Genomic DNA, 13354 nt, shown 5'->3' with positions numbered 1-13354 from the left:
AAGCAATAATGCACACAGCTAAAAATATCCCAAAAAGTATCATAAAGAGCGAAGGTTTTTTCGACTTCAACAAATTACCATTTGAGGGTTTAGAAGCTTTGTATCTTTTGTACGGAGGTACTTTTTGATAACTTTTGCCTTTCCTATGCATTGTTAGTTTTATTCATTATTAGAATAAGCTTAATTCTAAAATTTCATCCTCTGTATTCTTACAGCATTCAAAATTGCCAATAATGCTACACCTACATCTGCAAAAACAGCTTCCCACATTGTGGCTAAACCACCTGCTCCTAAAACGAGAACGACAGCTTTTACACCAAATGCTAAAATGATATTCTGCCAAACTATTTTCTTGGTTTGCTTTCCGATATTGATTGCCATTGGGATTTTACTTGGTTTATCATCCTGAATTACAACATCTGCAGTTTCAATAGTGGCATCGCTTCCTAAACCACCCATTGCAATTCCTACATCGCTCAAAGCTACTACAGGCGCATCATTCACGCCATCGCCAACAAATGCTACGGTTTCGTTTTTGGCTTTGATTTCTTTTACTTTATTTACTTTGTCTTCCGGCAATAAATCGCCAAAGGCATTATTAATTCCTAATTTATCGGCAACAAATTTTACCACGGTGCTTTTATCTCCGCTCAACATTGTAGTTTTTACGCCTAATGCTTTTAGTTTGTCAATTGTAATCTGTGCATCTTCTTTAATACTGTCGGCAATGGTAATGTAGCCTGCAAATTTTCCATCGTAAGCAATGGCGATTAAAGTGTAAACAATCGTACTTGGGTCTAAATCATAACTGATATTGAACTTGTCCATCAATTTGAAATTACCTACCAATAATTCTTTTCCGTTTACGTTGGCTTTTAAACCGTGACCTGCTATTTCTTCTGTGTTTTCTAATTTTAGGGAATTGTCAATTTCTCCTACATATTGATGAATGGCTGTGGCAACAGGATGTGTACTTTGACTTTCTAAGGCATTTACCAATTTCAGAATTTCGTCTTTATTTAATTCAGGTTTCAAATTAACTTCCTGTACTTTGAAAACGCCTTCGGTCATTGTTCCGGTTTTATCCATCACAACATTCTGAATACCTGCAATCACATCTAAAAAGTTACTTCCTTTGAATAAAATCCCATTTTTTGAAGCGGCACCAATTCCACCAAAATACCCTAAAGGAATACTGATAACCAAAGCACACGGACAAGAAATAACCAAAAACACTAATGCTCTGTATAACCATTGACTGAACAAATAATTATCAACAAAAAAGTAAGGAACAACAGTAATAAGCACTGCTAATAACACAACAATTGGTGTATAGATTTTTGCGAATTTTCTGATGAATAACTCTGTTGGTGCTTTTTGTGCAGTAGCATTCTGAACCAATTCCAAAATCTTTGAAAGCTTGCTATCGGTATATGCCGTGGTTACTTTTACCTGTGCAACTGTGTTTAAATTTATCATTCCTGCTAAAACAGTTTCGCCTTTGGTTTTGGTGTCGGGTTTGCTTTCGCCAGTTAATGCTGCGGTGTTGAATGCTGCCGTTTCGGATAATAATTCGCCATCTAATCCTAATTTCTCTCCGGGTTTTAATTGAATGATATTGCCGATGCTTACAGTTGCTGCTTTTACAGTTTTAGGTTGGTTATTTTCTAAAATCGTTACTTCATCGGGTCTTTGGTCGAGCAGGGTTTTAATGTTGGCTTTGGCTCTTGTTACGGCTAATGTTTGGAACACTTCGCCAACGGCGTAAAACAGCATAACGGCAACACCTTCGGGATATTCGCCAATGGCGAAAGCTCCGATAGTGGCAATGCTCATCAATAAAAACTCTGAAAATACATCGCTTTTGCGGATGCTCTCAAATGCTTCTTTAATTACAGGAAATCCAACAGGTAAATAGGCTATTGCATACCAAATAATTCTTACCCAACCTGTAAACCAGGATTGCGGTAGCCAATTATCAAAAGCAATAGCAATCATCAGTAAAACAAAACTGATAATGGCAGGTAAAAACATTTGAAAGGTAGATTTGTCGGTACTTCCGTGGTTGTGACCGTCATCATCGCTGTGTTCGTGGTTGTGACCGTCATTGTTGTGATGCTTTTCTAATAATTTTTTAGCATTAGCATCGGTATATATTTTTTCTTCCTGTGGTGTGCAGCAAAGCTGTTTGCCTTGTGCATCGTATTTATGTTTGTGTTCCATTAGAGTAGTCTTTTAGTTGTTTTTTTATAAATTAAATATTGTTCTCCGTGTTGTTTTTCCAAAAACTCTTCTTCCAGTCTTATCTGAATTTGAATAACGATATAGGTAGTAAGCATCAGGAAAAATGTAAGTGTATTGGGTAGTATAAAAAATATTCCTGCAACACTGATTATCATTCCCAAAAAAATCGGGTTCCGGCTGTAAGAGAATAATCCTTTTGTGATTAATTCGGTTTTGTTATTTTCATCAATACCGACACGCCAACTGTTACTCATTTGATATTGCGCTACTGAAATCCATAGTAATGAAAGGTGTATCAGTATTAATGCAATGATTAAAAACACGTCTTTCATTAAATAAGAAATCGGTACTAAATATTGATACATTTTATCGCTGAACGAATAGATGAATACCGCAACGAAAAGCAATGCTATCAATACTTTCATCACAAAACCGATATAGTCGTGTGCAATATCTGTTTTGCCAAAAGTTATGGGATTGATGCCCGTTTGCTTGTAGGTTCGGTATTATGGTAGCACAAAAGCTACCATAATATACAACACCAAATACACCGGCAAATAAAATTTTAACCAAACCATAGCGTTCAATTTTTAATGTTCGTGACCACCTGCATTGCTTAGTTTTGCATTGACGAAAAACGCACCTTTAACTACAATTTTAGCATTGGCAGGAATTTCATTTACAAAAGTTACAGCGGTGTAACCCATATCAGATACGCCTTTCAGCACTTCTACCTTTTCAAAATTCTTAGCAGTTTTATCTTCTTTATGGTCTTTTTCTTCGCCCTCTTTGTGGTCGCCTTCTTTTTCGCCTTCTTCGTGATGGGCTTCTGCTTCTTTATTGGTTTGTACAAAAATGTAGTATTTGCCATCGGCATTTACAATCGCATCAGTTGGTACAGCAGGCGTTGTTACATTATTAAGGCTTACAATTCCTGTGATATTCATTCCATCAATTAAACCACTTTTATTACCATTTACACGACAATGAACGGCGATGGTTTTGCTCTCGTTTTCAAAGGATGAACCAATGCTGAAAACTGTAGCATCATACTCAGCAGTAGGATTATTGGTTAAAGTAAAATGAATAGTTTGTCCAACTTTTACCTGTGGTAAATCTTTTTCAAACACCTGTAAATCTAAATGCAATGAACTGTTATCTACAATTTCGATAACCGGCGAAGAAACATCTACATAACTTCCAATTTTGGCAAAAACGTTGCTAACCGTACCATTCAGCGGACTGGTTACGACCAATGCGGATTTTAAATTTCCGTTTGATACCGAACCTGGATTGATGCCCATTAATTGTATCTGCTGTTGCAAGGAAGCTCTGCGGGTTCTTAAACTGGTTAATTCGGCAGTAGCACTTTGCAGATTTTTCTTTGCACCTGCATTGCCTTCATTCAGTTCTTTTTGCCTTGCTAATTCCTGTTCTGCAAACGTAATTCTGCTTGCTGTACTCAAATATTCTTCCTGCAATTGGATGAACTGCGGATTGGCAATGGTTGCAATAACCTGACCTTTTCTTACATAATCTCCAATTTGAACTTTCAGTGTTCTTATCACACCGCCATACAAAGAAGTGGCGTTGGCTTTATTGTTATTGGGAACTTTCAGATTTCCGTTTGCTTTGATGGTTGCTGTTAATTCCTTGTGTTCAATGGTGCCTAATTGTATGCCTACCGTTTTTATTTGTTCTTCGGTAAGTGTGGCAATGGTTGGCGTTTCTTCCTCGTGTGGTGCTTCTTCTTTTCCTGCAGTTTTGGTTTCGGCAGATTTATCTTCTGCTTTCTTATCATTTTTACAGGCAGAAAAAGCAAATAGTAAAACAGCTATGGCTGTCATCAACGTGATTTTTTTTATATTGAATTTCATTTGTACTTATTGATTGATGAATGAATAAATATTGATTACAGATTGGTTGACCTGCTGAATACTTTTGAGGTAATTCAACTGAATATCGGTTGCGGTTTGCAAGGCAAAAAGATATTCTACATAACCGATGTCGCCTGTTTTGTAACCTAATTGTGCTGCTGAAACAATTTCTTTAGCATTAGGCAAAGCTTCTTGCTGAAAATAATTGAACTGCTTCATATCCTGCTGGTATTGCAACAAAGCATTTTGCATTTGCGTTGCCAACGTTCTCTGTTGCTGTTGTGCATTGGCTTCGGCTGCTTGCTTTCTATAATCCAAAGATTTTATTCTGGCTTTGGTAGCACCGTAAGTAATGGGAATTGCAATGCCGATGTTTACAGAATTAAACCGGTTTCCGCCATTGAAAAACTTCTCAGCTCCATTCACATTTTGAAAACCAATTAAAGACTGATTGACATACCCAATCGTAAAATCGGGTAAACCTTGTGCCCGTTCTACTTTTTTGGCTTTTTCCGCAATAACTGCTTCCTGATACAAAGATTGAATAGCAGGATGATTGGCTACTGCATCATTATCCAACAAATTTGAAATTTGTAAAGGCTGAAAATTTCCATTTCCTGATATGGTAAAATCTTCTTTCGTATTCATCAATGTTTTCAGATTGGCAACGGCATTATTTAAGAAAACTTCATTTTGTTTTAATAACAAATTGATTTCGCCTTTCTTGGCTTCTGCCGTACTGATGTCCACTTTTTTGGTATCGCCGGTTTTGTAACGAAGCTTTGCAATGCCTATGAAATTGTTGTACAAACTGTCTAATTCCTGTAGTTGTTTTTGATTGTGTTGCAAGTACAAAATTTGATAATAATAAGTACGTACTTGGTTTTTTAATTCTAAAACACTCAAGTTCTTCTGCAATTCTTTACCTTTAATTTCAGCATTAATCAACTCCTTTTTTGCTCCGAATAATGACGGAAAAGGAATGGTTTGTGACACCTGAAAAGACTGGTCGAATTTGGTGCTGTTGTACTGTCCCAACTGTGCATTAATATCCAACTTAGGTAATTCTCCGGCTGTTTTTTTCAACGCTTTGCTGGCATCAATTTCTAAATCTGAAGCTTTAATGGCTTGATTATTTTGAAGCGCAATATTTATCGCATCATCAACACTTGATAAATGCTGTGTTTGTGCATTTGCTGTAAAGCCTGTTAATGACAGAAGCAATACAATGATAGTTGCAATAGGTTTCACTTTGGGTTTTCTTTTTAAATTAATTTTTGAATTGAAAATGATGTAGAGTAAAGGCAGAACGAACAGCGTAAGGAAAGTTGCCGTAACCAAACCACCGATTACTACGGTTGCTAAAGGTTTTTGAACTTCTGCACCTGCACTGCTACTTAGTGCCATCGGTAAAAATCCTAAGCTCGCAACGGTTGCCGTCATCAATACAGGTCGAAGTCTTATTTTTGTTCCTTCGATTACTCGTTTGAAAACATCTTTTATTCCTTCTTTTTCCAATTGGTTGAAAGTGCCTATCAATACAATTCCGTTAAGAACGGCTACACCAAACAAGGCGATAAAACCAATTCCTGCACTGATGCTGAAAGGCATTCCACGAAGCATTAAAGCCAATACGCCACCAATGGCGCTCATCGGAATTGCGGTAAATATTAAACCTGCTTGCTTAAAGGAACGGAACGTGAAATAGAGCAACACAAAAATTAATAACAAGGAAATAGGAACGGCTATCATTAATCTATTGCTGGCTTCTTTCAGATTTTCAAACTGACCGCCGTAAGTGAAATAATAACCTGGTGGTAATTTTACCTGTGCATTTAATTTTTGTTGAATTTCTTCAACCACACTTTGCACATCTCTGCCTGCAACGTTGAACCCGATTACAATTCTTCTTTTTCCTGCTTCACGACTTATTTGCGCCGGACCTAATTTATAATCAATCGTAGCAACTTGTGATAACGGAATTTGATTGCCTGTGGAAGTTGGTATCATTAAATTATTTACATCTTCAATACTGCTTCTGTGAATACTATCTAACCGAACCACCAAATCAAATCTTCTTTCATTTTCGAAAACCACACCTGCACTTTTCCCTGCAAAGGCGGTACTTACAACGTTGTTTACGTCTTCTACATTAATGCCGTAATTGGCTAAACGAGTTCGGTCATATTCTACATTAATTTGTGGTAATCCGCTTACACGTTCTACTTGTGGAGCTGTAGCACCTTCTACGGTTTGAATAACTTTGCTTACTTTATCGGCATTCAACGCCAATGTATCTAAATTTTCTCCGAATATTTTTACTGCCACATCTTGTCGAATGCCTGTCATCAATTCATTGAAACGCATTTGTATCGGTTGGTTTTTTTCAAAAAATACTCCAGGTATTGCTTCTAATTTTTCATTAATGGCATCTGCTAATTCATCGTAAGTTCTGCCACTTTTCCATTCGCTTTGAGGTTTCAGCAAAATCATCATATCGGTTGCCTCGGGTGGCATTGGGTCGGTGGGTACTTCTGCTGCTCCTGTTTTACCGACCACCATTTTTACTTCATCAAATTCTTTAATAATTCTTGAAGCTTGCATTGATGTTTCGATACTTTGGCTTAATGAACTTCCTTGTGGTAAAATGCAGTGAAAGGCAAAATCGCCTTCCTGCAATTGTGGTATAAATTCGCCACCCATTCTGCCAAATAGAAATAGTGTAAAAGCAAATACAGCAACGGTTATGCCCACTAACCAATATTTTATTTTGATGGCTTTTTCTAATAAAGGCTGATACATTTTTTGCAACCAATTCATCATTTTATCTGAAATGGTTTCTTTGTGCATCGGCTTTTTAGATAAAAACAAAGCACACATCATCGGAATATAAGTAAGGGATAAAATCAATGCGCCAAATATTGCAAAACCTACTGTTTGCGCCATAGGACGGAACATTTTTCCTTCAACACCTACCAACGTCAAGATAGGAATGTAAACGATTAAGATAATGATTTCGCCAAAAGCTGCACTGCTACGGATTTTAGAAGCGGATGTAAAAACTTCGTTATCCATTTCCAATTGTGTAAGTTTTTGCTTAGATTTTCTTAAACCCAAATGATGCAAAGTGGCTTCTACAATAATTACCGCACCATCTACAATTAAACCAAAATCTATCGCACCCAAACTCATTAAATTGGCACTCACGCCAAAGACATTCATCAAGGCTAAAGCAAATAGCATCGCTAAAGGAATAGCGGAAGCGACAATCAATCCCGCTCTGAAATTTCCCAAGAAAATAACCAATACAAAGATGACAATCAATGCACCCTCTATCAGGTTTTTTTCTACGGTACTCATTGCTCTGCCTACTAAATCGGTGCGGTCTAAATAAGGTTCAATGATAATATCATCGGGTAAAGATTTTTGAATAACGGGTAGTTTTTCTTTGATACGATTGACAACCTCGTTACTGTTTTCGCCTTTCAGCATCATTACCACACCGCCCACTGCATCTACTTCGCCGTTATAAGTCATTGCGCCATATCTTACCGCACTTCCAAATCTTACATCGGCTACATCTTTAATAAAAATAGGAATACTGCCACCGTCATTTTTTACACTGATATTTTTTACATCATCTAAAGAAGTAACCAAGCCAATTCCACGAATGAAATAAGCATTTGGTTTTTTATCAATGTAGGCACCGCCTGTATTTTGATTGTTTTTTTCTAATGCCGTAAAAATATCAGTAACACTTACACCCATTGCTCTAAGGCGGTTCGGGTTCACGGCTACTTCATATTGTTTCAGCTCGCCACCGAAGCTATTGACTTCGGCAATTCCTGGTGTTCCGTACAATTGTCGGGCTACAATCCAATCCTGCATTGTGCGCAATTCTTTGGCATCGTATTTTTTCTCGCTTCCTTTTTTGGGATGGATGATGTATTGATACACTTCGCCCAAACCTGTACTTACGGGAGCCAGTTCCGGCGTACCAATTCCTTTCGGGATTTTCTCTTCGGCTTCTTTTAATTTTTCATTGATTAATTGCCGGGCAAAATAAATATCTACATTGTCTTTAAATACAACCGTAATTACCGACAAACCAAACCTCGAAATGCTCCGTGTTTCTTCTAAATCTGGAATATTGGCAATACTTTGTTCAATAGGAAAAGTTACTAATTGTTCTACTTCTTGCCCCGCCAATGTGGGACAAACCGTAATTATTTGTACCTGATTATTAGTAATATCGGGTACGGCATCAATGGGTAATTTTGTGGCGCTCCACACTCCCCAAATAATGAGCAACAAGGTCATTATACCAACGACAAGCTTGTTCTTGATACTGAATTTTATAATGTTATCTAACACGTATTTCTGTTTAATATTTTACAAAAAATATACTTGCCACTTGTGGTAAGCAGCCAACAGATTTATGAATGTCTATGGAATGGAAAACGTACTATTTGCCTATTATCACAAAAGCAAAAGCTTTATGGATTTATCTGAAACAAACAGGAAAACTTAAATGGATTGCACATATCATTATAAAATGAATGACAGGAGCATCATCAGTTAAGGCTAAACATCAGCCATCAACAGCATTTGGAAAATCTGTAAAAATTAAACATTAAACTTGGGTGGGTTCCAGATATTTCCTTGGTAGCGGGAAATTAAGGTGTAATCACGGATTGTGATTTTTTTAGTAACGAAAGCAAGTTTAGGTTGCTTGATTTCAAAAGGCTTGAAATTAAAAGACCCGATGCTTACACTGCAACAACTGCAATAGCAAAAAGGACTACAATTGTCGTCGCTATCCTGGTTATGGTCGTGAGATTGGGCGGTTTCAAATTTAGGAACGGTATCTTCACACTGATTGCTTGCATCGCTGCAAGGCAACGCTGCGAGTACCATCAGGTAAAAAGTCCATATTGTGAGAAACCATTTCATTAGGGTACAAATATAGAAAAATAATTTGTGCAATCGGATTGCAAAGTTTCAGATTATTTTAATTGCATCTGTCACACCTTCCTTTAAGCACCAAATTGATACCTTCTAATTTGAAGTTTAGAGGAATATTGATGTTGGGAATTTCTGCATCTGTAAGGCAAAAAGTTCGTTTGCATTGTGAGCAATGGAAATGCGTGTGCTGCTCCGAAGGATTACAACTGCAGCCGGATTGGCAAAGTGCATATTTTACAACACCCGTTCCATCATCGATTGTATGGATAAGTTTGTGCTCTAAAAATGTTTTTAAAGTTCTAAACAAAGTGACATTATCTGCATTTTCGAACTGTTCTGCCAATTCTTTATGACTGATGGCGTATTGTTGCTGCATCAATTTTTCTGCCACCAACAAGCGCATTGCGGTAGGTTTTATATTTCTTTGTTGTAAAACATTTTCTAATTCAGTCATTCTAATTCAAATTTCTATTGTCCAATCATCCTTGTCATCTTCGTTAACTGCTATTTGCTCTATGATGCTGTTCGATACACTGTCGGAGTACGTGCCATAGCCATTTACGAAAATCCCTTTTGCTCCGTCTTTTTGGTTTCTCATCGCATACAAGATAGCTTCATCTTCCAAGTCATTCAGTCCTGTAAAACGATAAATTTTATCAATAACTATGTCACTTAAATTGACCTTTTCGCCTCCTATTTTGTATGAGATATTTTCTTCCAATAGGTTAAAATCTTCGGTATAACCTCTTAGTCTTAATATTTCAATTACCTCTGATAATGTTTTTTCTGTTGATAGCATAAGTTATTTTTATAAGTGTTTACAAATAATTAGTAAAACCTACCGATTTTTTATGTGATTTCTATAAAATGCGTTCTATTTAGCAACATTTTTTATCCTGTTGTATTGGTGGACAAGGAACACTGGCATAGCTACAATACACACAGCAGTCGCCTTGTAGTGGTTTTAACCTTGTTTTGCAATTTTCACATTCATAAAAATACTGACAAGCATCAACTGGCATTGTTTCCTCTTTTTTGTGCCCACATTTTGGGCAAGTTATTATTGATTGTAATTTAATTTCCATTATGATATAACTTTACTTTCTAGTGATTTATAACCTGTCGAATTGATAGCTTTTTCGATTTCAGCAATACGGGTTTGCTTATTATCAAACTTGACAATAGCGTTGCCTTTCTCATAGGAAACGACAACTTCGATAATTCCTTTTAGTTTGCTAACCTCTGTTTTAATATGATGTTCACAACCTGAACAAGTCATTCCTTTAATTGTAAACTCAACTTTCTGAATTTTGGAACTTTGGGTAATAATTGTTTTGTTTTCGGGCTTTGGAAAAAAGATGTGAGCGTAAATTGGAAATGATAAAAGTAAAGCCACCACAAGGGTAATAATTCCTAAAAATGATTTTGTTTGCATAAAATTTATTTTTTCAGTTGTTTCACATTTACAGTCAATTTTCTTTTGCGGTTTCAACTTTTGATACCAAGCAAAACCAATTACTAAAATTGTTAAACCGATAAAATATGGTCGGAAAGGTTCGAGCCAGGAAAAGTTTGAAGCAAGTCCGCTCGTCCCTGCTATGAGAGCTAAAATAGGTGTAATGCAACACAATGAAGCTACAATTGCTGTCAAAAGTCCAGTCCCGATTAGTTTGTTGTCCGTTTTCATATTGTTTCTAAAATTTTGTTGTCGTCAAGTATTTTAAAAAATGGTTCCAACATTTTTTCATACTCTTTCGTCAACGAGTAAAAAATGGTTTGCGCTTCTCTTTCGGTTTCAATAAGCTTTCGGTCTTTGAGTTTTCTCAAGTGCTGAGAAATTGCTGAAATTGTCATACCAAGAATATCGCTTAAATCACAAACACAAAGTCGTTTTTCTTCAAAAAGAAGAAACAGAATTTTCAGTCTTACATTGTTTCCCGTCAACTCAAGTCCGTTCGACAAATAGTCAAACGAGCCGTGGAGTTCTGAAACTCGTTCTTTACAGCGATTGATTTGTTTAATGTCAGCCTGTTGTCTTATGCAAGAAGTATTATCCATAATGCAAATATAGCTAATTTTCTTATTTAAGCAAATGCTAAAATATAAGTATTAAAATTTGGTATTTTATATGTTGATGTAATGGTGCCGTTTCTTTCAATTCTTCTAACAATATATTAACAGAGACATCACAAAAATATTTAGTATAATCATTCTTTCTGTACCAAATGCTGTAAGTTCGGGTCATTCTTGATGCGCTCCATTTCACTTGAAACAATATTCAGGATGTCTGCTTTTATTTGTTTATAATTACTTTCAATTTCCTGCTTCATCTTATCCTCGCTCTGCTCATTCACAAAAGATAAGATTTGCGGTATTTGCTGATAGGCTTTGCTTTCTGCTGCTACCTTTTCATTATCCACCACAATTTCGGCGTGAAATATCTTTTGCTCGATACGTTCATCAAAGTTATCCGATACAGAACCCACGAACATACCCTGTGTAAGCGTTGAAATTTTGGAAGCTGGAATAAGGCTGTCTAACTGTGTGGAAATAGAAGTTGATTTATCATTGCGGTTAATCGTCATACTTTGGCGTTTCTGCAATACCTTACCGAAGCGTTCCGATAGGCTCTTTGCTGTTTCGCCAACCACTTGACCACTGAATATATTACCGACTGTATTTTGTATTACCTTACTCTCTTTGTCGCCGTAATCCCTTGTTAATTGCGAAAAATCCTGAAATCCTAGGCATACCGCCACCTTATTACTTCTCGCCGTTGCTATAAGATTATCCAGCCCCCTGAAATAAATCGTAGGCAACTCATCTATGATAACGGAACTTTTAAGCTGTCCCTTTTTATTAATCAGCTTTACAATCCTTGAATTGTACAAGCCCAAAGCTGCGGAGTAGATATTTTGACGGTCGGGATTATTACCCACGCACAAAATTTTTGGTTCTTTAGGATTGTTGATGTCCAATGAAAAATCATCGCCAGTCATTACCCAATATAACTGTGGACTAATCATTCTTGACAAAGGAATTTTTGCCGATGCAATCTGTCCCTGTAATTGGTCTTGCGCTCCACCTTGCCAAGCATCCATAAAGGGCGATAAATAATTTTCCAAATCAGGGTACGAGGTTAAAATCGTGAATACGTCCGAATACTTTTTGTTCAGTAATTCAATGGCGTGTGGGAACGTACAATACTTACCATCTTCGTAGATTTTCAGATACCAAATAATGGCAGCTAAAAGAATGATTGGGCTTTCCACGAAAAAATCCCCTTGCTTCTGTATCCACGACCTGTTGAGGTTCAGCATTATGGTGTAAGCCGCTTCGTAGGCATCAGAAATGTCCGTCATAAAATCGGGATTGAGTGGATTGCAACGGTGGCTCTTGCGTGGGTCGTCGAAATTTATCACGTAAAATTTCGGCTGAACTTTGTACTTGTCCCTGTGCTTCAGTAGATGATTGTAGGCAATGGTTGAAAGGTCATCAAACTTGAAATCGTAAATGTACATACTAAAGCCTTTCTCTATCTGCTGCTTGATGTAGTTATTTACGATTGCATAAGATTTACCTGAACCCGGAGTACCCAACACGATTGATGCCCTGAAAGGATTTACAATGTTTATCCAACCGTTGTTCCATTTGCCTTTGTAGTAAAATTTGGTGGGCAGGTTGACGGAATACTCGTTTTCCATCAGCTTGGTTTCCTGTTGAAAGCTCTCGTTCTCGTTATTGAAAACATCGTCCATCAGATTAGTGCGGAGCAAGCGGCTCATCCATACACCTGCCATCAGCAAAGCGATATAGCCTAATGAGATAGTAAGGATATATAGGATTGTGCCTGTTGCCGGAAATAACTTTAGCAACGGTGTGTTTAGAAAGAACAGCACAAAGCCAACGCCCAACGCCACGTAAATTTTAGACCAGGTTATTTTCTCATTTTTTACGCCCTTTGTTCCTAAGCAACTTAAAGCCAGTAAAACCAAAGCGAATGCTTTGGTGTAAAGGGTATGTGAAAACAAACCCGCCGTCCGGTCGAAATTGACTAATATCTTGTTGATTACTTCCAACGTCCAACCACGTTCTAAAAAGAAACCGTAGCAGAACCAATAAAGGTGCATCAGCACCAAAAGAATACTGACTGCCCGCATAAAAGCCATTATCTTGGCAAGCCCTCTTAAATCGTCTTCTCCCTGCATTATTTTAAGTTTTAATGTTCGGGCGTGAATTTAAAGGCTCTACGGAGTGGCTCTAAGAAT

General features: G+C 37.1%; 11 protein-coding genes. All 11 read right to left on the bottom strand.

Annotated elements, in window-relative coordinates; all coding sequences use genetic code 11:
• Positions 1–186: 186 nt before the first annotated feature.
• The 11 genes from H6W53_RS10180 to mobC all read right to left on the bottom strand — a co-directional run bounded on the left by H6W53_RS10180 (position 187) and on the right by mobC (position 13294).
• On the bottom strand, positions 187–2223 hold the full coding sequence (locus H6W53_RS10180; RefSeq protein WP_084018996.1) for a heavy metal translocating P-type ATPase: 2037 nt from the start codon (positions 2221–2223) through the stop codon (positions 187–189).
• Positions 2223–2669: a methyltransferase family protein gene (locus H6W53_RS10175; RefSeq protein WP_198418292.1), complete on the bottom strand. Its 447-nt coding sequence runs from the start codon at positions 2667–2669 to the stop codon at positions 2223–2225. The genes H6W53_RS10180 and H6W53_RS10175 overlap by 1 nt, the downstream gene beginning before the upstream one ends.
• A 165-nt stretch (positions 2670–2834) precedes the next feature.
• Complete coding sequence (locus tag H6W53_RS10170; RefSeq protein ID WP_113636571.1) at positions 2835–4121, bottom strand: efflux RND transporter periplasmic adaptor subunit; 1287 nt, start codon at positions 4119–4121, stop codon at positions 2835–2837.
• Positions 4122–4127: 6 nt separating this feature from the next.
• Positions 4128–8495: a CusA/CzcA family heavy metal efflux RND transporter gene (locus H6W53_RS10165; RefSeq protein WP_113636573.1), complete on the bottom strand. Its 4368-nt coding sequence runs from the start codon at positions 8493–8495 to the stop codon at positions 4128–4130.
• Positions 8496–8747: 252 nt separating this feature from the next.
• A complete protein-coding gene (locus H6W53_RS21720) occupies positions 8748–9074 on the bottom strand; it encodes a DUF6660 family protein (protein WP_084018999.1) in 327 nt (108 codons plus the stop codon).
• Positions 9075–9132: 58 nt separating this feature from the next.
• Positions 9133–9540 (bottom strand): Fur family transcriptional regulator, encoded by a 408-nt coding sequence (locus H6W53_RS10160; protein WP_084019000.1) that lies wholly within the window; start codon positions 9538–9540, stop codon positions 9133–9135.
• 6 nt (positions 9541–9546) lie between these two features.
• Entirely contained in the window at positions 9547–9885 is a 339-nt protein-coding gene (locus H6W53_RS10155; protein ID WP_072885930.1) for a hypothetical protein, read from the bottom strand.
• 79 nt (positions 9886–9964) lie between these two features.
• Complete coding sequence (locus tag H6W53_RS21510) at positions 9965–10171, bottom strand: GDCCVxC domain-containing (seleno)protein (RefSeq protein WP_084019001.1); 207 nt, start codon at positions 10169–10171, stop codon at positions 9965–9967.
• On the bottom strand, positions 10171–10773 hold the full coding sequence (gene merTP / locus H6W53_RS10150) for a mercuric transport protein MerTP (protein ID WP_084019002.1): 603 nt from the start codon (positions 10771–10773) through the stop codon (positions 10171–10173). The genes H6W53_RS21510 and merTP overlap by 1 nt, the downstream gene beginning before the upstream one ends.
• Positions 10770–11144 carry an ArsR/SmtB family transcription factor gene (locus tag H6W53_RS10145; protein WP_084019003.1) on the bottom strand — a complete coding sequence of 125 codons (375 nt, stop codon included), beginning with the start codon at positions 11142–11144 and terminating at the stop codon, positions 10770–10772. Before H6W53_RS10145 ends, merTP begins: the two co-directional genes overlap by 4 nt.
• A 149-nt stretch (positions 11145–11293) precedes the next feature.
• Positions 11294–13294 (bottom strand): conjugal transfer protein MobC, encoded by a 2001-nt coding sequence (gene mobC, locus H6W53_RS10140; RefSeq protein ID WP_113636577.1) that lies wholly within the window; start codon positions 13292–13294, stop codon positions 11294–11296.
• Positions 13295–13354: the final 60 nt, after the last annotated feature.

Origin of the sequence: Chryseobacterium sp. C3 (assembly GCF_014218905.1) — a bacterium.
Lineage (GTDB): Bacteria > Bacteroidota > Bacteroidia > Flavobacteriales > Weeksellaceae > Chryseobacterium > Chryseobacterium mucoviscidosis.
Note: the sequence above shows the minus strand (reverse complement) of the source record. Positions and strands in the feature narration are given on the sequence as shown.

Coding starts and splice junctions, on each gene's coding strand:
- H6W53_RS10180 (WP_084018996.1), bottom strand. CDS start 2,223: ATGGAACACAAACATAAATACGATGCACAAGGCAAACAGCTTTGCTGC.
- H6W53_RS10175 (WP_198418292.1), bottom strand. CDS start 2,669: ATGAAAGTATTGATAGCATTGCTTTTCGTTGCGGTATTCATCTATTCG.
- H6W53_RS10170 (WP_113636571.1), bottom strand. CDS start 4,121: ATGAAATTCAATATAAAAAAAATCACGTTGATGACAGCCATAGCTGTT.
- H6W53_RS21720 (WP_084018999.1), bottom strand. CDS start 9,074: ATGAAATGGTTTCTCACAATATGGACTTTTTACCTGATGGTACTCGCA.
- H6W53_RS10160 (WP_084019000.1), bottom strand. CDS start 9,540: ATGACTGAATTAGAAAATGTTTTACAACAAAGAAATATAAAACCTACC.
- H6W53_RS10155 (WP_072885930.1), bottom strand. CDS start 9,885: ATGCTATCAACAGAAAAAACATTATCAGAGGTAATTGAAATATTAAGA.
- H6W53_RS21510 (WP_084019001.1), bottom strand. CDS start 10,171: ATGGAAATTAAATTACAATCAATAATAACTTGCCCAAAATGTGGGCAC.
- merTP (WP_084019002.1), bottom strand. CDS start 10,773: ATGAAAACGGACAACAAACTAATCGGGACTGGACTTTTGACAGCAATT.
- H6W53_RS10145 (WP_084019003.1), bottom strand. CDS start 11,144: ATGGATAATACTTCTTGCATAAGACAACAGGCTGACATTAAACAAATC.
- mobC (WP_113636577.1), bottom strand. CDS start 13,294: ATGCAGGGAGAAGACGATTTAAGAGGGCTTGCCAAGATAATGGCTTTT.